20 protein-coding genes are annotated in these 18,646 nt (G+C 46.7%); 14 read left to right on the top strand and 6 right to left on the bottom strand.

The genetic code is table 11. From position 1 onward, the window contains the following. Positions 1-1,620, bottom strand: coding sequence for an alpha/beta hydrolase (locus L5L97_RS21550; RefSeq protein WP_263183926.1), 1,620 nt, complete (start codon positions 1,618-1,620; stop codon positions 1-3). A 93-nt stretch (positions 1,621-1,713) separates the two neighbouring features. Here L5L97_RS21550 and L5L97_RS21545 point away from each other — a divergent pair, with 93 nt between their 5' ends. From L5L97_RS21545 to L5L97_RS21515, 7 genes are all read left to right on the top strand, one after another. Next, positions 1,714-2,085 carry a GntR family transcriptional regulator gene (locus L5L97_RS21545; protein WP_263183925.1) on the top strand — a complete coding sequence of 124 codons (372 nt, stop codon included), beginning with the start codon at positions 1,714-1,716 and terminating at the stop codon, positions 2,083-2,085. Between the two features lie 42 nt (positions 2,086-2,127). Then, the gene (locus tag L5L97_RS21540) at positions 2,128-2,991 is read left to right on the top strand and encodes an ABC transporter ATP-binding protein (RefSeq protein WP_263183924.1); all 864 of its coding nucleotides are present in this window, start codon (positions 2,128-2,130) and stop codon (positions 2,989-2,991) included. Beyond that, the gene (locus L5L97_RS21535; RefSeq protein ID WP_263183923.1) at positions 2,988-4,304 is read left to right on the top strand and encodes a VIT1/CCC1 transporter family protein; all 1,317 of its coding nucleotides are present in this window, start codon (positions 2,988-2,990) and stop codon (positions 4,302-4,304) included. The genes L5L97_RS21540 and L5L97_RS21535 overlap by 4 nt, the downstream gene beginning before the upstream one ends. A gap of 192 nt (positions 4,305-4,496) precedes the next feature. Then, the gene (locus tag L5L97_RS21530; protein ID WP_198573882.1) at positions 4,497-6,305 is read left to right on the top strand and encodes an AMP-dependent synthetase/ligase; all 1,809 of its coding nucleotides are present in this window, start codon (positions 4,497-4,499) and stop codon (positions 6,303-6,305) included. 142 nt (positions 6,306-6,447) lie between these two features. Further along, entirely contained in the window at positions 6,448-8,904 is a 2,457-nt protein-coding gene (locus L5L97_RS21525; protein ID WP_263183922.1) for a toxin-antitoxin system YwqK family antitoxin, read from the top strand. A 126-nt stretch (positions 8,905-9,030) separates the two neighbouring features. Next, positions 9,031-9,441 carry an acyl-CoA thioesterase gene (locus tag L5L97_RS21520; protein ID WP_263183921.1) on the top strand — a complete coding sequence of 137 codons (411 nt, stop codon included), beginning with the start codon at positions 9,031-9,033 and terminating at the stop codon, positions 9,439-9,441. A 123-nt stretch (positions 9,442-9,564) separates the two neighbouring features. After that, a complete protein-coding gene (locus L5L97_RS21515) occupies positions 9,565-10,113 on the top strand; it encodes an HPP family protein (RefSeq protein ID WP_131524567.1) in 549 nt (182 codons plus the stop codon). A 21-nt stretch (positions 10,114-10,134) separates the two neighbouring features. On the opposite strand, the gene L5L97_RS21510 is transcribed toward L5L97_RS21515, so the two are convergent. Both L5L97_RS21510 and L5L97_RS21505 read right to left on the bottom strand, forming a co-directional pair. Further along, a complete protein-coding gene (locus L5L97_RS21510; RefSeq protein WP_263183920.1) occupies positions 10,135-10,398 on the bottom strand; it encodes a GNAT family N-acetyltransferase in 264 nt (87 codons plus the stop codon). 61 nt (positions 10,399-10,459) lie between these two features. Continuing rightward, positions 10,460-10,888 carry an acyl-CoA thioesterase gene (locus tag L5L97_RS21505; protein ID WP_263183949.1) on the bottom strand — a complete coding sequence of 143 codons (429 nt, stop codon included), beginning with the start codon at positions 10,886-10,888 and terminating at the stop codon, positions 10,460-10,462. Positions 10,889-11,082: 194 nt separating this feature from the next. Here L5L97_RS21505 and L5L97_RS21500 point away from each other — a divergent pair, with 194 nt between their 5' ends. The 6 genes from L5L97_RS21500 to L5L97_RS21475 all read left to right on the top strand — a co-directional run bounded on the left by L5L97_RS21500 (position 11,083) and on the right by L5L97_RS21475 (position 14,821). Further along, a complete protein-coding gene (locus tag L5L97_RS21500) occupies positions 11,083-11,442 on the top strand; it encodes a MerR family transcriptional regulator (RefSeq protein WP_105250930.1) in 360 nt (119 codons plus the stop codon). A gap of 67 nt (positions 11,443-11,509) precedes the next feature. Next, complete coding sequence (locus tag L5L97_RS21495; RefSeq protein ID WP_263183919.1) at positions 11,510-12,088, top strand: NAD(P)H-dependent oxidoreductase; 579 nt, start codon at positions 11,510-11,512, stop codon at positions 12,086-12,088. A 25-nt stretch (positions 12,089-12,113) separates the two neighbouring features. Then, the gene (locus tag L5L97_RS21490) at positions 12,114-12,509 is read left to right on the top strand and encodes a GFA family protein (protein ID WP_105250932.1); all 396 of its coding nucleotides are present in this window, start codon (positions 12,114-12,116) and stop codon (positions 12,507-12,509) included. Positions 12,510-12,512: 3 nt separating this feature from the next. Next, the gene (locus L5L97_RS21485) at positions 12,513-12,863 is read left to right on the top strand and encodes a MerR family transcriptional regulator (RefSeq protein WP_263183918.1); all 351 of its coding nucleotides are present in this window, start codon (positions 12,513-12,515) and stop codon (positions 12,861-12,863) included. Positions 12,864-13,075: 212 nt separating this feature from the next. Then, on the top strand, positions 13,076-13,462 hold the full coding sequence (locus L5L97_RS21480) for a carboxymuconolactone decarboxylase family protein (protein ID WP_263173714.1): 387 nt from the start codon (positions 13,076-13,078) through the stop codon (positions 13,460-13,462). Positions 13,463-13,729: 267 nt separating this feature from the next. Continuing rightward, positions 13,730-14,821, top strand: a complete 1,092-nt coding sequence (locus L5L97_RS21475; RefSeq protein WP_263173715.1) for a hypothetical protein — start codon at positions 13,730-13,732, stop codon at positions 14,819-14,821. Between the two features lie 114 nt (positions 14,822-14,935). Here the strand turns inward: L5L97_RS21475 and mtnC are convergent, their stop codons facing one another. Next, positions 14,936-15,616 (bottom strand): acireductone synthase, encoded by a 681-nt coding sequence (mtnC, locus tag L5L97_RS21470; RefSeq protein WP_105253037.1) that lies wholly within the window; start codon positions 15,614-15,616, stop codon positions 14,936-14,938. Between the two features lie 380 nt (positions 15,617-15,996). On the opposite strand from mtnC, the gene L5L97_RS21465 reads away from it, so the two are divergent. Further along, on the top strand, positions 15,997-16,428 hold the full coding sequence (locus L5L97_RS21465; protein ID WP_113941233.1) for a hypothetical protein: 432 nt from the start codon (positions 15,997-15,999) through the stop codon (positions 16,426-16,428). A 7-nt stretch (positions 16,429-16,435) separates the two neighbouring features. On the opposite strand, the gene L5L97_RS21460 is transcribed toward L5L97_RS21465, so the two are convergent. Continuing rightward, on the bottom strand, positions 16,436-18,259 hold the full coding sequence (locus L5L97_RS21460) for a glycerophosphodiester phosphodiesterase (RefSeq protein WP_263183917.1): 1,824 nt from the start codon (positions 18,257-18,259) through the stop codon (positions 16,436-16,438). Between the two features lie 176 nt (positions 18,260-18,435). Then, positions 18,436-18,646: transposase (locus tag L5L97_RS21455; RefSeq protein ID WP_263163063.1), on the bottom strand; the 211-nt coding region annotated here is incomplete at its 5' end.

The raw sequence follows: 18,646 nt of genomic DNA, 5'->3' as shown, positions 1-18,646 counted from the left end.
TTATTCCTTAGCTCCAGTGCTGGCGTGATCATCTGTTGTCGTGGTTTTTGTGCTGGTCGCATTAAGCGGTTCCACCGAGCTGGCATTTAAATAAAAGCTACGGCGCACATCTTTATTCAAACATTCGCCGTCGAGATCGTTGACTGAGCCCGAGCGGACGAGATCGGCAATCAGGTTATTGGCGCAGGATTGATAGGCCACACTGTGGGTCGCATAAGGAGCGACAAAGTGTTTGGCATTGGTGAGTTTTTCCATGGCTAACTCGCCCCAGCTTGGTGGGGTGGCGGGGTCGATTTCGCCGGATAACAACAAGGTCGGAATGTTGCTGTTAATGGGCTCGCTAAAGCTGTCATCGACCGCAGGGACTTTCCATACTGAACAAGTCGCCTCTAAGCCTTCGAGCATGGTTCTGCCCATAAAGGATTTTTTGGCCTGCTCGCGCATGATTGGGGTAATGCGGTGCATATCTTCGCCACAGACCACAGAGGCATGCATGCCCATCGCCATGCCAGCATTGTCGATAGTGAGGGCATAGAGGCCGAGTGTGGGTTGGAAGTTGTTTTTCGATGCTTGATGAATCGCATGGGGCAAGAGGGCGCGCACATTGGCTTGATACAGTGCCATGCGGATCGAGCCAGAGAATTTACCGCGCGTCATGGTCAACATGGTTTTTTCGCCCGTGACGGGATCGTAAACGTTTTCCATCACAGGGCCTGTGGCGAGCTTAGCGTCGACTCGCTCAAAGTCTGCCTTTAACTGGGGAAATTGACTGTTACAGGCGACAGTTGCTTGGCAATCCTTAAACAATAAGTCGAAGCCACGATCAATCGCAGAGCCAATTTCTAATACGCTTTGCTGCATGGGCACTATGCCGTCTAAGGTCACTGTGGCTAAGTGCTCTGGATATAAACGCATGTAAAGTTGTGCCATGCGAGTGCCGTAGGAGATGCCGTAAATATGCAGTTTTTTATAGCCTAAGTGCGCTCGCACGGCTTCGAAGTCTTTAATCGCATTGAGGCTGCCATATTGGGTCACGTCGGCATCAATTTTGGCTAAGCATTTTTGCGTTTCGGCTAAGGTATCGACATTATCGTCATCGAAGGACAGTGGAGATTGAGCACCTTCATCGCAGGCCAGTACATTCGAACGGCCAGTGCCCCTTTGATCGATCAGTAAAATATCCCGCTGTTGGCGGACTTTGCTCAGCATGGCATCGAAACCTGCCGCGTTCTCTATGGCCGATTGTCCTGGGCCGCCGGCAATCGCTAGCAAGGCTTCTTCATGGTTGGCATTTTTCACCGCAGGCAAAACAACGTAATGTACTTGGATCTGTTTGCCATCGGGTTTGTTAGGGTTTTCTGGCACAGTCACAAAACCGCAGTTTAGGCGATCGGAAACGCCTTCTACATAACAAGTGTCGGTCTTATTCGCGATATCTGCCGTCGTTTGTGTCTCTTGGCTTTTAACATCACTCGCCCACGTCGCCGTACTTGCCATTGCCAGTATGAGGGCGCTCATTCTCAAAGTACGCGTGCGCCATGTGGCACCATGGCGTGGCTGAGTTGGCACAAGGCGTTGAACTGTGTTGCTTAACTTCCTGTGTGTCATGCTATCTATCATGCGCGCTTTCCTTTTTGCATTTCAGGACGAGTATGTTAATTTAAATACCAGTGTATCGGTGTATCAATGTATTAATACAGTGTGTAAAGGCTAATGTTAGAACTTTTAAATGTCAACCCCAGCAGTGGTGAACCCATTTACAAACAATTACACGAACAAGTCGTGCGTTTAATTGTGGGCGGTCAACTGCAAGTGGAAGACGTATTACCCTCAGTGCGACAGATTGCCGAGCATTTAGCGGTAAATCCCATGACAGTTTCCCGCGCTATTCAACAGTTGGTTGACCAAGGTTGGCTCGAACGCCGCCGTGGCCAAGCGACAAAAGTTGCGTTGCGAACTGAGACTATGACATCGGGTATTAGCCTGCTTGAACCCCAGCTTGATGCCCTGCTGTCGCAGGCAAAGCAGTTAGGTGTCAGCTTGCCCGAGTTGCTGCAACTGCTAAATGAGCGCTGGCAAGATTAGAAAGTAATGTACCGATAAATAGAATAAAAAGGATGAAATTCGATGGACCAAAAGCGCACGTCAATACTTGAATTTAACCGAGTGAATAAAGTCTTTCGCGGTAAAGGCGCAGGTGAAAAGTGGGCGCTTAAGGATTTATCGTTAACTTTGTCGGCGGGTATGGTGGTGGGGTTATTGGGGCAAAATGGGGCGGGTAAATCAACCCTAATGCGCTGCGCCTTAGGTGTGCTCACACCGGATTCTGGCAGTATTGTTACTTTAGGCGAAACGCCCGCAAACTTAACCTCAAAGGCAAAGGAGCGTTTAGGTTATGTACCGCAGCAACCTTTTGGTTATGAAGGTTTTACCATTGAACGCGCCCTTGATTTACACCGCAGCTTTTATCCCAATTGGGACATGCAATTAGAGCAAGATTGGTTGGTACGTTTCGAGTTAGATGTGACCCAACAGGTGCAGCGTTTATCGGTTGGGCAAAGGCAATCATTAGCGTTAATTATGGCGATGGCCTATCGCCCTGAGTTGTTAATCCTCGATGAGCCCGTTGCCAGCCTCGACCCTATAGTCCGGCGCAAGTTTATGGTTGATTTGTTCGATCTCGCCCTCGAATCTGGCTCTGCCGTGCTGTTTTCATCCCATATCACCTCAGATCTAGAGCGAGTTGCCAGCCATGTCGCACTGATAAAACAGGGTGAGTTAGTGCTGTTTAAGGAAATTGATGCCCTGCGTGAAGAAGTGCGTTTGTTAACACTCGCTCCCGAAACTGTGTTGCCCGAGTCAATTACTGTGCTGAACCGTGTTGGCGATTCGGTGCTGGTGGATCTAGGTGAGCACAGCGCGTCAATATCAGGCGTGTTAAAGAATGAAGCTTTAAACTTGGAGCAACTGTTTATGGAGCTACACAGATGAGTGCGGCGCACCATAAGCAGATACAAGTCGCGAAGGGCAAAATAACGAGTCAACGAATGAATCCTTTCAAGGGCATGCTGCGCTTTTGGTGTTTTGATATCGGCAGTGTGAGCTTTTTAGGTACGGCTATACTGGGGGTGATCTTAGCTTGTATCGCCGCGGTTTATGGTAAAAATGACAGTGCTGAACTGTTGTTTTCTATGGGGATTATCTCAAGCTCGGCGGCGGTTGCATGGCAACTCATACGTCTGATGGCGAATGAATGTGCACAGTTAATTCCCCATTATCGTCGCCATATCTACATTCAAAGTGTCACTGTTTTAGTCAGCGTTTTTGGCATAGGAGTCTTGTTCTGTTTGGCTTTAGGTTTGACGGCTAGCCTAGCGAGCTTAGTGCTGGCTTTGGTGATGAGTTTAACTTTTATTTGGCTTTGTTTACTCAGCACTCAGTGGTTTTATGCTTCGTTTTTACTTTTTGTCTTAATGCCATTTATCCCATTGATTGCAGAGCACATTCCTCTTTGGCTAAGTGCGATTGCCCTGCTGATTTTAGGTATGCTGATTGCGCGTGCATGCGGTGTTTTACCTTGGCGTGCTGAGGCGAGGACGGTATATCTCAATGGTCTCGAAATGGGCTGGTTTTGGCTGCCGAATCTGCAATCCATGCGTATCTTGAGTCGCTTCGAGCGTTATTTGCATCCGACCAATTTCTTTATTGGCCCTATGCTCACCATTCTATTGTTATTACTGCCTATATTAGCCTTAGTGCTTGGGCTGTTGTCGCATCAATTTCATTGGAACGCCCCTGTATTATTGTTTTTGGCGCAGTTCAGCGTGATTAGTTGTTCGTTGGTGCATTGGAGCCGAGTGCAACGCTCGCGCTCGACAGAAACCTTATTGTTGATGCCAGGGTTTGATGGTCGAAAAGGACTCATAGCGGCATTTTGCCTTGGACAGCAAAGACTCCTGAATGTGGTCGTCGGCATTATGCTGACGTGTAGTCTGCTGTTGGGCTGGCTCAATGGTGATCTGAATATGCAGTTAGTGGGTCATCTCGTGCTCAGCACTTACTGGGCCTGCGCTTTGACGTTAGGTTTTGGCTGTATGTGTCGCCGAGTTTTGCATATCACGCTTACTATGATGGTCGTCGCGGGGCATTCCCTGTGGGTGTCCATCAGCCTTACCTCTTTACGTGATGGCGGCAATTTAACTAATTGGTTGCTATGGGATCTACTCTTAATACTGCTGGGGCAAGCGGTACTGATTTGGGGCAAGAAAACCCTCTGGAAGGGCGATGTTATGAGGGCATGTTGACGTTTCGAGATTAAATTTTGTTCGCTCTGGCAAGTAAGTGCTACTAAGAGTGGTACGCTGCTAAAGGCTATTTACAGCGTGATTTGGGCGACATTTGCACAACATTAGAGCAAAAACTCTTAGTTTTTATTTGGCCTTCAGGTAGAATGCTGCAAAAGCGGTACACTTGTAAGCTAAAAAGGTGAGTCTCTTATGTCTCTCGATCAATATCATGTTATTCGACTACTACAGCAGCAGAGCGAGTCTTTAAAAGACGCAGTAGCGCTGGAAGGTTTTGAAATGGCCGCTCCTTGGTATCAGGTGAGTTGGCAAGCCTTCGACCAAATCAGCAGTAAAATTGCACAAGTGTTGATCGAACTTGGCGTACAAGTGCAAGACCGTTGCGTTATTCTGGCGCAAAACTGCCCGCAGTGGACTTGTGCCGATGTCGGCACTCTCAAAACTCGCGCCGTTGTAGTGCCAATTTATCCCACCAGTACCGTCGAACAGGCGAGCTTTATCGTTAACGACGCCACCGCTAAAGTGATTTTTGTCGACGACGCTAAGCAATACGCCATGGCGTGTGAGTTGCAAGCCTTATGCCCAAGCCTAGAGCATGTGATTGTATTCGATGCCAGCGTGACACTCGCTGCCGATAAGGCCAATCAGCATTGGCATCTAGATACCCTACTGGCGGGTGACACTCAGTTAAACATTGAGCAAGAAGCCGAGCTTAATCAGCGTTTACAAGCTGCAAATCTCGATGATTTACTGACCTTAATTTATACCTCCGGCACGACGGGCGATCCTAAGGGCGTGATGCTGGATTACCGTAATATGGCGTCTACCATACGCCAGCACGATCAAAAACTGGCCTTCCATTCTGGCGATGTGTCTTTGGCATTTTTGCCATTGAGCCATGTATTTGAGCGCAGTTGGAGTTTCTACGTCTTGTGCCGTGGCGGCCATAACGTCTATCTGCAAAATACCCAAAGAGTGAAAGAGGCGATTAGCGCCGTGCGTCCACATACCTTGTGTGTGGTGCCGCGTTTCCTCGAAAAAGTGTATAGCGCCGTACAAGATAAAGTCGCCAAATCAGCCGACGGTCGTAAGAAGTTGTTTGCTTGGGCGATGCGCGTTGGCCAACGTCAGTTCGAAGTTGGCCAAGGTCGTGCTAAGGGGGGATTGTGGTTGTCGCTGCAATGGCGTTTGGCGCACAAGCTGGTGTATAGCAAGCTGCAGGCTGTGCTTGGTGGCCGTTTGAAGTTTATGCCTTGCGGTGGCGCAGCCTTAGATGTGAATGTCGGTAGTTTCTTCCATGCGATTAATATTCCAGTACTTTGTGGGTATGGTATGACAGAAACTAACGCGACTGTGACCTGCAATACCTTAGGTAATCGAGTGCCGGGTTCCAATGGACAACCTTTGCTGGAAACCGAAATTAAGCTAGGTAAGGACGATGAGATTTTAGTCCGCGGCGCTACTGTGATGCGCGGCTATTACAATCGTCCTGAAGATACCGCCGCTGCGTTTGAGGATGGTTGGTTAAAAACCGGCGATGCAGGGCGTTTCGATGCGAACGGCAATTTATTTATTACCGATCGTATTAAAGAATTGATGAAGACCTCCAACGGTAAATATATCGCGCCGCAAAGGGTTGAAGGCGCCGTAGGCTGTTGTCCTTTTATCGAGCAAGTGGCGATTATTGCCGATGCGCGTAACTATGTGACCGCTTTGATTGTGCCAGCGTTTGAGTCACTGGAAGCGTGGGCGAAGGACAAAGGGCTGAAGTATGAGTCACCTTTAGAATTGCTGCGCCATAGTCATGTGGTTGAGCATTTTGAGCAACGCTTAAAGCAGTTACAGCATGAGTTGGCCGGTTTTGAACAGATTAAAAAGTTCACTCTGTTGCCTGAAGCGTTTTCGATGGAAGCGGGTTTAATCACCCCAACGCTCAAGCTGCGCCGCAAGATGATTTACCATAAATATGCCCATGAAATAAATGCTATGTACAACAACTAATTGTTAACTTGTTGTTGCTAAAGGCCGCAGAAGCGGCCTTTTTTTTATCTACTACTTCCTGAAGTGCTTTTCTTCGCTTAAAATTCGCCCCGTTTACTGGTGCGCATGAGGCGCGAGGCGTCGGTATAAAAGGTGTAGTTAAATGGAACTTTCGATTCGTAGTTTATTCACTGCAGCGAGTGCGGTGTTGTTATCTTCTTTAACTGTCATTCCTGCAGCTGACGCTGAGGATTACGACAAAATCGTCCATGGCCCAGTGGACTTGCCTAACGGGCAATGGCTCAATTTCTATCAAAAAGATCATAAAGTGTGGGGCGAAATGCTCTATGGCGATGCGCCCGGCGTACGTCTTGATGATTATGGTTCTGCTGAAGTGGTTGCGGTTTTTTACCTCGATTTTGATAAAGGTGGCACCAAAGAAGTGGTTGTCATGCTTAAAGATGCCGATGGTCAGCATTTACGGGGCTATGGTTTTGAAGGGGATGATCTCACAAAACTTCCCCGTCTACAGGTTGTGCTCGATGAAGTCGCACCAACCTTAACCTCGTTTACCGTGGGTAGCGTTCGTAAAGTGTTAAGCCAAATTCCGCCGCAACAATATCGTATGACCTATGATGTTGACGCGATTGAAGATCCCGCCATTAAAGCGATTGTCGATGGTTCTACTAAGCTCAAGCCGACCTTAGTGGGTTATCGTAATTCCGAAGGTTCACCCGTCGATGTGAAGACCGCCGTCGAATATAAATTACGTTATCCACTCACTCGCAAAGATAAAGATGCCCAAGGGATTGAGCGCCAATATAGCTTAGTGACCACCTTTGATCGCAGTGGTTATAGCGAAGAAGACGGCAGTTTTGTATTGGTGAGCGTGGCCTTTGAGGCCGATGACTTTGATTGGCTTAAAAGTGGTGGTGCCGTGATCCCTAAAACTGGCCCATCCTACGATTTTATGAGTATGAGCATGGCGAGTACTTGGGCAGGGCTTGCCAGTGAAAGTCATTATGCCCAAGGCGTGCTTGATGGCCCGTATGCAGCCTACGATGGTCGCAATGGTAGCGTGGTTTACTCTGGTAACTACAAACAGGGCAAAAAAGTCGGTAAGTGGATGGAGACAGAGAACCAAGCCATTTATTGGGAAGGCGAATATCTTGACGGTAAAAAGCAAGGTAAATGGATTGCACAGTCGATGTTCGATGAGGCCGATAACTTTGGTTTTGCCCATTACAATCAGGATGTGCTCGACGGCCCCTACGAAGTCTATGAGCCCGATTATGACTCCAGTGCAGAAGGCGATAAGCGATTAGTGGCAAAAGGTATTTATCTTAATGGCGTAAAAGATGGCGAGTGGCTTGAGGCTGATGGCAGCAAAGGCCAATATCAAAAGGGTGTGAAGCAAGGCGCTTGGGTCGATAAAGTGACGAGCGGACATTTCCGTGATCAAGTAGGTGAAGGCGCCTATCTTGCAGGAAAACGCACTGGCCTTTGGGTATTTAAAGCCGAAGATGGGACTCGTACCGAAGTGAGCTATGTCAATGGCTTACGTCAAGGAGAGTCTAAATCATTCGACAAAAATAATCTGATGTTTAATACCCGTCATTATGAGCAGGGTCGCCTTAATGGTCAGAGTATTTGGTATTCAAGTCCGAATGTCGTGGTGGATATCGCTAACTACCGCCAAGGAGAGTTGGATGGTCAGCAAATGCGCTTTAATCCCCAGAACGGTGAGCTGACTGAACTAACGAGTTATAAATTCAATGAAGCGGTGACGCTTAAGCCTTCGCACGATGAATGTATTATGCGTGAGAATCCCTACTCAGATGATTGTGAAGGGGTGATTAATGGCAAAAATGAAGCAATTTCATCGATAAAACACGGTGAGCAGCGCGAATATCATAGCAGCGGCTCCTTGTATAAATTGGCTTATTACACCAATGGTGCTGTAGATAAAGAATATCAGTTTGATTCAAATGGCCGTTTATTAAATTTAAAAACGTACAAAGCGGGTAAGGAATACGGCCCAAGTATCAGTTATTCCACTGATGGTGGTTACTCACTCTCCCGATATGGTCACCAAGTGAATAACCGTGTCTCTGGCCCCCATTACAGTTTCTATCCCAATGGGCAATTAAGAAGCCTGTGGAACTACTGCCAGCAAGAAGGCGAAACCTGGAACGGTGAACCTTATTTCTGGGATAACGCCATTGCGCGCTGCGGTATACAGCGCGAGTACTTTGATAATGGTGCCGTGAGTTGTATTGAAGACCTCGATAGCAATTATGCCGTGGATAAAGTGTGTTACGACATGAATGGCAAGATAGCGAATGAAATGCTGCGTATCGATGAACAGCATGTGGTACACAAGCGCTACATTAACGGTGTCATCTATTCCGAAGAGCCGGGTTTTGCCGATTACTCACATATCACTAAGGGCCGTAAGATTTACCACTTAGAGAACCCAAAAACTCATGGGGTGTATAAGTCTTATAAAAATGGCAAGTTAGAATACGAGAAAATGTATGATATGGGTAAGGCTGGATGCCTTAAAAAGTACGATGCTAACGGCAAGCAAACCCCAGAAACGGCGAGTTGTCAGTTTTAAAATGCTAGGTTTGGGCTAGTGGCTAGAACCTGTTTGGCTTAGGATAATGGATGAGTTTGGTGGTTTGGTTTCATTGCGATAATCACCACGCTCTTCCAGTTATAAAATAATAAAAAGGAAGTTTGCATGTCAGCCACAGAATACAGTCTCGAAATCAATCCAAGATTTACTGAAACCGACGGCCTAGGTCATATCAACAACACTGTTATCCCCGTATGGTGTGAAGCGGCGCGCACGCCAATCTTTGAGATTTTTAATCCTGAGCTGGATTTACATCAGTGGAACTTAATCGTCGCGGGGTTTACCGTGGCATTTATCGCGCCGACTTACTATGGCAAGAGTGTCACAGTAAAAACCTATGTCAGCCGTATCGGTAATAGCAGCTTCGAGCTGACCCAAACCTGTTGGCAAGCGGGCAACAAGACAGCCGAAGTAAAAACCACACTCGTACATTACGATTACAGCAGTGAAAAAAGCCGCCCGATTCCTGAAGAAATCCGCGAAATGCTCGCTAATCTGAATGGTGAAAGTGCTTAGTCTGCTTACTCTTTCGGTCAGCGTAATTGCAATTGCGCTGCTGAAGGGTTAATTTGTCGACCCGCTAACTGTGATGCAGATCACTTATCTGTATTGCTTAATTTTTATCGGTTCGGATTAACCATGAGATTCTATTTTACCCGCATGCGATCGAAGGACATTTGTCCACCAAGACAGCCACTTAAAAAGATTGTGTGGTCATGGGTTGGGGCTTTCTGTGGCATTTACTTGGTCGCGAGTCTCGCAAATTATATGAGTGAAAACCTCGTCGACACTATGTTTGTCATTGGCTCGTTCGGCGCGTCGGCAGTGCTAGTGTACGGTGCACCGCTGGCGGAGTTTTCTCAGCCGCGTAACTTGATTGGTGGCAGTGTGTTATCGGCCTTAATTGGGGTCGCAGTGTACCAAGTGTGTGGCGATTATGTGGTGCTGGCGAGCGCCTTAGCGGTATCCCTGTCTATCGCATTCATGTACCTGACTCGCACTCTTCATCCTCCGGGCGGCGCAACGGCATTGATTGCCGTGATTGGCGGTGAAAACGTGCATCAACTTGGCTTTCTTTACGCGTTAATGCCAGTGTTCCTCGGCTCAGTATTACTCTTACTGGTCGCGCTGGTGGTCAATAACCTTTCCACCGATCCCAAGCGCCATTACCCTGTTTATTGGATTTAGCGAACTTGTTCTTAAATCTGCCTATTTTAAAAACTTCTGTACATACCAGCAGCTGGCTTGGATAGTAAAGTCTTGGCTTTTGGCCCACTTTAAGCCGTGGCGCACTAAGCGTTCGGCAAGGCCTTTACCGCGCAGTTCGTTGGGGACAAAGGTGCGGCTAAAATCGATATCCTTGCCTGATAATCGGTATTCCAACACGGCTTCATAGCCGTCGACAGGGATAATAAAACGCTGTCTATCCTGTTGATGTTCAATGGCTATCTCGATATTTTCGTTATCTGACATACATGCTTCCCTCAAGGTATGGCCTAAAGTGTGATGGCAATTCGTTGTCGATTTGAATAGCTTAAGCGACTTCGTGCTGTTTGAGAATCGCCAGTAGGTCTGCCGGTAACTCAGCTTTTTTGCCCGTTTTAAAGTTAAACATCACCGCGACTGAAGTACCTAACGTCGTTACTGCCTGCTGCTGTTTACTAAAAGCCTGATAATGCATGGTAAATCTATCGCTGTGAATATCGCTAATGCTGACACTTACCAATAAAGTATCGGGGAAAGTCACTGGGCGTTTATAGCGAGCCTGATTTTCGCTGATTACGGGGCCAATGCCGGATTTATACAGGGTATCTAGCGGGAAGAGGCGATTGAAAAAGTCGATACGTGCCGTTTCAAAATAGCGGAAATACACCACATTATTTACGTGTTGTAGGGCATCCATTTCACCCCATGCAACGGGGATTTCTGTGACTATGGGGTGCTGTGCGAGAAACTTTTCCATTGCCTGTTCTTGTACACCTTCTTGCAACTGTTGTTTAAATCCCATGATAAAAATCCCAAGTTAAAACGCTCGTTTAAGCGGCCAGACTAGCAGCATAAGATTGCTGCGACAAGTCTTGGCCTAAGCTGATACTGTGGCTGATAATGGCAAGCAATGCCGATATGAGTAATGTCTTTAAAGGGTTAGGTTGAGCTATGTATATTGGACAAGCGGCAAAGCAAACTGGGCTGTCGATAAAAGCGATTCGCTTGTATGAGGAGTGGGGGCTAATCGACACTCCCGCACGTCAGGGGCGTTATCGTATTTATAGTGCGGCGGATATTAGGCTGTTGTTGCTGATCAAAGAGGCCAAAGCCCTCGGCATTAAGCTTGTCCAACTAAAAGATTTACTCGAACAAGGCGATAAGCATGCTCAGTTAGCCACAGTGCAGGCTTTTTTGTTGGGTATAAAAGCGGATTTTTTACGCCAGATAAGTGAGTTAGAACATAAAGTCACTCAGTTAGATGCCTGTATTGATGGGCTCACCTCCTGTGAGTCGCAGCTGTTACCTTAGGTCTTGACTCTCCCCTTAGGGGCAGAGTTTATGCTATTTGTCACATTGACTGTTATGGAGTTTCATCGTGGCAAAAAAGATTTTAGTGATCTGTGGTAATCCTAAGGCGCAGAGTTTTTGTGAGCATCTGGCTGAAACCTATGCCCAAGCGGCGGCAGATAAACACTCAGTGAGAATCGTCAAACTAGTTGAGCTGAATTTTGACCCGAATCTGAGCTATGGTTATCGTCAACCTCAGCTACTCGAAGCCGATTTGCAGACGTTTCAAGCGAATATCCAGTGGGCGGAGCATGTGGTGATTGTCACACCGATTTGGTGGGGCGGTATTCCTGCTAAGTTTAAAGGCTTAATCGATAGGACATTTTTATCTGGATTTGCATTTCAATATGAGAAAGGTAAATTGATACCCGCTAAGTTGCTGCGCCATAAAACTTCGCGAATTATCATGACTATGGACACGCCGCCTTGGTATTACAAGTGGTTTCAAGGCGCTCCCGCGCTGAAACAGCTTGATACCGCCACCTTAGTTTTTAGTGGTTTTAAGCGTGCTAAGTCCAATATGTTGGGGCCAGTGATGAGTGCTAAGGAGCCGCAATTGCAACAATGGCGGGCGTTGGTGCAGCGGCTGGGGAATTTAGGTTTATAGAATCTAGCGAAACAAGGAGTGGGGCGTGATTAAACAAGTGGGCAATACTCTTATTCAGCCAAAACACAGAGCGTCCTGCCATTGCGGTGCCGTGGTATTGGAGTTGTCATTGCCTAATGGCATCGAAAATCCACGCCGTTGCGATTGCTCTATCTGTCGCCGTAAGGGCGCAATGGTTGGCTCTGTGCCGCTGGCGGGGATTAAGATCCTCAAGGGTGAGGATGCGCTGAAACTCTATGAATTCAATACCAAAACTGCCAAACACTACTTCTGCTCTATCTGCGGTATTTACACCCATCACCAGCGACGTTCCAATCCCCATGAGTATGGTTACAACATTGGTTGCCTCGAAGGGGTTAACCCATTCGATCTCGAAAATGTGCCCACGAATGATGGCGTTAACCATCCTGCGGATCGTTAGATTATGAATATAGGTCAGTTTGCTGTACTCACAGGACTGTCGGCGCATACGCTCAGATATTACGAGAAAATTGGCCTACTGCAGCCTGTCGTTCGAAATGGCAGCGGGCATCGTGATTATGCGGCGAAAGAATCGGAATGGATTGGGTTTATCAATCGCTTAAAAGAAACGGGCATGCCGTTAAAGCAGATATTGACCTATGCCGAGTTGCGTGTTCAAGGCGATGCAACCGCTGGCCAGCGACAGCAGTTGCTCGAGCAACATGCAACACAATTGGCTGAGCGTATTCGCCAAGAGCAGGAGCATTTGGCTGCCCTTAAGCAAAAAATTCACTATTACCAAACTCATTTTTAGTGGCTAAGCTCAGTCGCTAACATTTGTGGTTAAATGCTAAAAAGCTAATATTATTTACTTTTCTATTTGCTTGCGCCTCTAGTCGGCGAGTTAAACAGAGGGTTAGTTTTACTGATCCGCATTGCCTGTGTCATCCATCAATGAACCATTGACTTAGAGTTAACTCTAAGGTTTAGGCTGCTTGCTGTGATTTAATCCAACAGGAGCTAAAAATGAGTAATCAAAGATATGTGCAGGGCCTCGCTAAACTGACTGAAATCGACGGTGAGGCGGGGGAGAAAGTCATCCGCAGTCTTGCCGATATTTGCCCTGACTTAGGCAATTACATTATTGAATATCCTTTTGGGGATATTTATCAGCGTGAAGGGCTCGACCTTAAGACGCGGGAGCTAGTGACAGTTGCCGCACTCACGGCGCTAGGGCATTGCCAGCCACAGTTAAACGTACATATTAATGGCGCATTGAATGTGGGTTGTACGCCGCAGGAAATTGTTGAGGTGATATTGCAAATGTCGGTTTATGCTGGCTTTCCTGCTGCACTTAATGGCATGTTTGTCGCTAAAACCGTATTTTCTGAGCGGGAGTTAAGCGTCGTTTAGTTAGTCCTGAGTCAGGTTTATTGATTTGTAAAAGTGACGATAAGGCCGCTTTGATTTCCTCTCAAGTTCATTTTAGTTGGATTTAAACTGGCGATGGGGTGTTGCAGAGCTTTCATTCGACTCTAAGCAGAGCGTTCGACTTTGGCTAGAGATAGCCAAAGTGACCAATGTACCGAGATTGAGTGGCACAGTTGCCATCACTGTGCTTTGCACATTACAGTGGCAAATGTTGCCCGTCTTACTATTTCAATGGAATGTAAAATAATAATGAATTTAATCGGTTACATTGGGGCGGCTCGCCAATACTTGCGAAAGCTCAGTTTACCATCACTGAGTGACATCCGTTTAGGTTTGGGCAAGTTCTGGCGCTGTCTTATCCTAGGGGTTGCTAAGTTATCCTTTGCGCAAAAGCTGTATCTTATTGCTTTGATATTGGCTTTTAGTAGCGAGTTAATGGGGTTGGTCGCTGTGATTGCCGTAATCGCTATGGCCATCGAGTTTTGGCCTGTGTTCGAGCGGGTTTGGCACAGTTTGGCGGGCAAAGCTGTGTTGTTGCTGTTTTATGCGATGATTGCCAACTTTGCTTTGGGCTGGTCTGGCGCGATAGTCAACGAAGTGGTTGGGGTCTCAGCAAGCGATCTCAATTACACCCATAACTTAGCGATTCTACTCTATATGCCCGCTTGGTTTTTGATGGTAAGCGCGATCGTGCTGCTGGCATTGCAGTTGATTATTCCTATCTATTTAATATTGATTTTTTTGCTTAAACCTTTGGGTGTCAAGTCGTTACGGCTTACCTCGCATACTTCATTCCGTAAAACGACTTTTTTGATCCGTATCGTGCTAGCGACTGTGGTTTTGTATCACTTGAGCCTGTTAATTGATTTAGAGACTCGCATTGAAACCTCATTTGGCAGCTTTATTACCTCTCCCCAAGAAGCCGCTAAGCATGCGCCTCGCGAGCCTAAATCGGGACGGTTGCCGGATGCGACCGATGTGCTGACGGTACCGATTGTAGAGCTAACTCAGACTGCTCTTGACTCTGAAAGCGATAAATCGAGCAAGGCTGAGAATAGTAATGATGACAGCGAGCTGGAAGAGGAAGATCGCAAAAAGGCCTACGCCTCAGTGCGAACTCAATATCAGTACTTAGTGCGGCAATGGCTAGCTACGTTCGCATTTTCACTTGAAGCGAATGGCCGCTCGCGTTGTAAAAAGCCTGCCGAGTCGAATGTGATTGAATTAAATGATTACGAGATTTTGTTGATCACACCCGATAAGAATGCGGATTATGGTTATCGTTTTGAGGTGGAAAAATGTATCTCGGCCGCGTTTCCGCTAGCGGTGAAGGGCAATTGAGTCAATTAATAAAAAAGCGACCACAAGGTCGCTTTCGTTTTATAGGCTAAATCAGCTTGAGCTGACTGAGTCGACTATCGTGTTATTCAACCATCACGTTATTCAATAATTGCATTATTCAATCAGCAGCTCATCGAAGCTGCTGATTTTGCGGAACTCGCCAGTGCGTTGCTTGCTGTCGCGAACCATTTGGCAGGTCATCATACCCGCAGCGTCGGCAGCCTTTAATTCTTCAATGACATCAGACACAAATAGCACTTGTTTGGGGCTTAAGCTGATGGTGTTGAGGATATTGCAGTAAGCCTGCTTATCTAATTTGTTGCCCGTGCGGGTGTCGAAATGGCCGTTAAACATTTCAGTTAAATCGCCGCCGTCACTGTGGCCGAACAACAGTTTTTGCGCGTCGACAGAGCCGGATGAAAAACTGTAAATACGCAGATTTTGTGCGCTAAAACGTTTCACCGCTTCAATAAAGTCCGGGAAGATATGGCCCTTAAATTCGCCATGGGCATAGCCTTGTTTCCAAATTAACCCTTGTAAGGTTTTAAGTGGCGTGGCTTTACGGTCTTCGTTGACCCACTGTTGCAGGATCTCAGTTACACGCGCTAAGTCAGCCTCAGGCTCTAGGGCGATATCTTTAGTGTCACAAATACAGTTTTCAACCAATACATTGTGTTGGTTCTGTTCTAAAAAGTCTGGCAAGGCTTTGACAGAATAGGGGAATAGTACATCTTGGATAAAGTTTAGGTCTGTCGTGGTGCCTGCTGTGTCTACGACTATGGCTCTGATACCCATAATGTTTTGATACTCCACAATATGTTGGCTAAAAAATGCAACTCCGATCCTAAGCGTTATTGGTGAAATTGGCTAGTCTATTTCACCCAAACACATGGGCAAATTGTGGGTGATATCACTAAGCGATAAGATTGAAATTTGATTAATCTAGTAATTTTAAAAGCTTATCCACTGATTATCCGAGAAAACACTAACTTGATACTGGATTTCATCTCGTTTATTGCGCACAAGTTTGTGGTAGACATAAGACTATGGTCTTAATAGCTAAGGGAAATTTAGGCTGCTATTGTAGTTAAAGTCTCTTTACTCCTTTATACCTTGCATGCTGTGGTTTTCGGGAGACGAGACAGCTATTTCACCTGCGAATAGAGAGACCTTACATGAAATATTTACCCGCACTTGGCTTTGGTATCCTATTAGCCTTATTGAGTTTTATCAGCTTCTCATTGGTCGCCAGCGCAGGTTATATGTTGGACATGTTGAGTGCGGTGCCTCACATCTCGCATAACAGTGTGGAGTATCTTTTGTTGGCGGCTCACGATGCGAGTTTGCTGATATTGCTTGCAGGTTTAGTGCTTTATGCTTACCACAGGATCTTTCCTAAACTTCCCTTCGATTGGTTTACCGCTGTGCTTATCCAAATGCCCCTTGGCTTGGCGGTACTGGTGTTAGATGGTTTTACTTTAAACCTGTTTTCATTCAAAGGTTTTGCACTCACGCTGACCACTTTAGCCGCTTCATTTGGGGTGTTAAGCCTCTTTTGGTTGCTTCAACGCAGAGCTAAGCGTTTCGAGGCGAGGTTGAGTAAATAAGCAGAATTTACAGAACATAGCGTAGGCGCAGTGCCGTTTGTTCAACAGGGGATAACGCGAGCCACTGTTCTCGGATTTCCACGGCTTCCTGCGGATAGTCGGTAATGAGCACATCGGCTCCCAGCGCCAACATGCGCAGCATTTGCCGTGGATTATTTACTGTCCATACATGCACTTGCTTACCTCCTTTGTGTGCTCTGGCGATAAATTTTTCGTTAGTAATCGATTGATTGACCGCTAAGAATTGTGTATTCGCCTTAATGGGATCGCCAATGGATTGAGTGACGATAAGGCCAGTGTGAATGGAAGGGTCGAGTCGTTGCACTTCTTCAATGGCTCTTGCTTCGAGTGATGTAATCACCACTTGTTGTGTCATTTTCTCTTGTTGCAATAAGGCGACAACGGCCTGCGCTAAGCTGGGATCGGCTTGATTATATTTAAGCTCAATGTTCAAACCGATTTTGTTGCGTGCCTCATTAAGCATCTCTAGTAGTGTTGGTACGGATTCCCCTGCAAAGGCAGCACTGTGCCAGCTCCCCGCATCAAGCTGTTGCATTTCGCTCGCACTGAGGTTGGCAACTCGCCTGGGATCGCCCGCTATGCGCATCAAATCAGCATCGTGCAATACCATTAAGGTGCCATCGGATGCCGTTTGCACATCGATTTCGGCATAATCCGCCTTTTCTGCAATCGCTAAACGCAAAGCAGCAAGGGTATTTTCTGGTGCCCTAGCAGCGCCAGCACGGTGGGCAGTAATCAGGATGTCATCCCTTTGTGGTTCACTATTGAGGGCATATACCCCTAATCCCAACATGATTAAAAAAGTGCCGATTAACACCCCGCTTATTGTATAAAGCGACAGTTCAGACGTTCTTTTTACCGTTTGTCGCCCAAGGCGTTCTAACCCTGCGGGTTTTTCTCCCAGCTGGCGGTATAACAGCAATATGATAAAGGCTTCGCCAAACATTCCGAGTAAGGACCATGCCGCACTGAGCATAAAAATCAGTGCAGAAACCAGGGCCAATATGGCTAATTCTGCCGAAAGTGTCAGCGTAACCCTATCAAGTAAAGTATCGGTTCCCCAGGAGATCAGCAGTATTAAGGGATACACCAAAGCACCTATCCTCAACCACCAACCCGCAGCGTGCCACATAATCGGGCGTTCATTGCCTGCGCTTAATTGCCAGCTGCGTTTGAGTGCCGTCAAAGCATCGGTCGTTTCACTCACAATAATCGTCAGTGAAAAGGCCGCTTTGGCCCACAGATATAAGGCAACAAGGACATAGATTATCGCTAAGAAGGCCATACTCGTTAAGGCGAGATACCAGTCTATAGGCTTGAAATACAAGTAGTAATTAATATCGTGTCCCTGTAGAAACACGCTGAAAATCAGATATCCTAGCCCGATAAAAGGTACGCTGAGCAGCAACAAGCAAGCCGCATAAATGCTACCAAGGCGAATAAATACGGGTAAGCGCGCAGTCGCGAAAATCAGCGCCCGCACTGGGCCAATGGGAATATCGTATAAGCCAGATGCTGCGAGAATCGTGACTCCAGCACGTTGGGTAAAAAACACGGTAAAGCTGCTGAATAGAGTAATGACCATAAACAGTAAGCCATAGGGAGACATGGCAAAGGCGATTAAGTCGTAATTGGTAATGGTGACATTGCCCGTTTTGGCAATCAGATGGCGCAGTAGCCAGCCAAAAGACGGGACGATAATACCCGCCGACACTAAGGTGAATAACAGTTCAAATTCAATGAGTTTTCTACCGCAGCGACGAATGGCTTTAAGCGTGTCATACCAGTAACTGTGTTCAGGATTGAGCATGCCGCTTCCTTAATCGTGCGAGTTGAGGACTGTAATTTAGCAGCGTTTCAGGTTGACGGTTAGTCATTCGTGCAATGTTTTAGATATGGGCAAGCCGTTAAAGTCTACTTCTCAATGATTTTACAGAAGACGTATAAGTGACTAGGGTCTGTTGATCTTTGCTGTACAAATGTTGTTCAGCAATACATCGGCAGCCACATTAACATAAACGCCAGTGACACCATACTGGCGTAATTTCTTGCTAGCTTGTCATATCTTGTTGATATTGCTCGATAGTGCTTAATTCTTCCAAAAGCATTCTCCACTAAATGTCGATACCGATATAAGCACCAATCGACTCTTTCTTGAGGTGTATTCTTATAGCGGCGCCTTGGAATAACAGATTTC

The sequence above is a fragment of the Shewanella sp. SM71 genome (genome assembly GCF_025653905.1).
In the GTDB taxonomy this organism is placed as follows: Bacteria; Pseudomonadota; Gammaproteobacteria; order Enterobacterales; family Shewanellaceae; genus Shewanella; species Shewanella oncorhynchi.
Note: the sequence above shows the minus strand (reverse complement) of the source record. Positions and strands in the feature narration are given on the sequence as shown.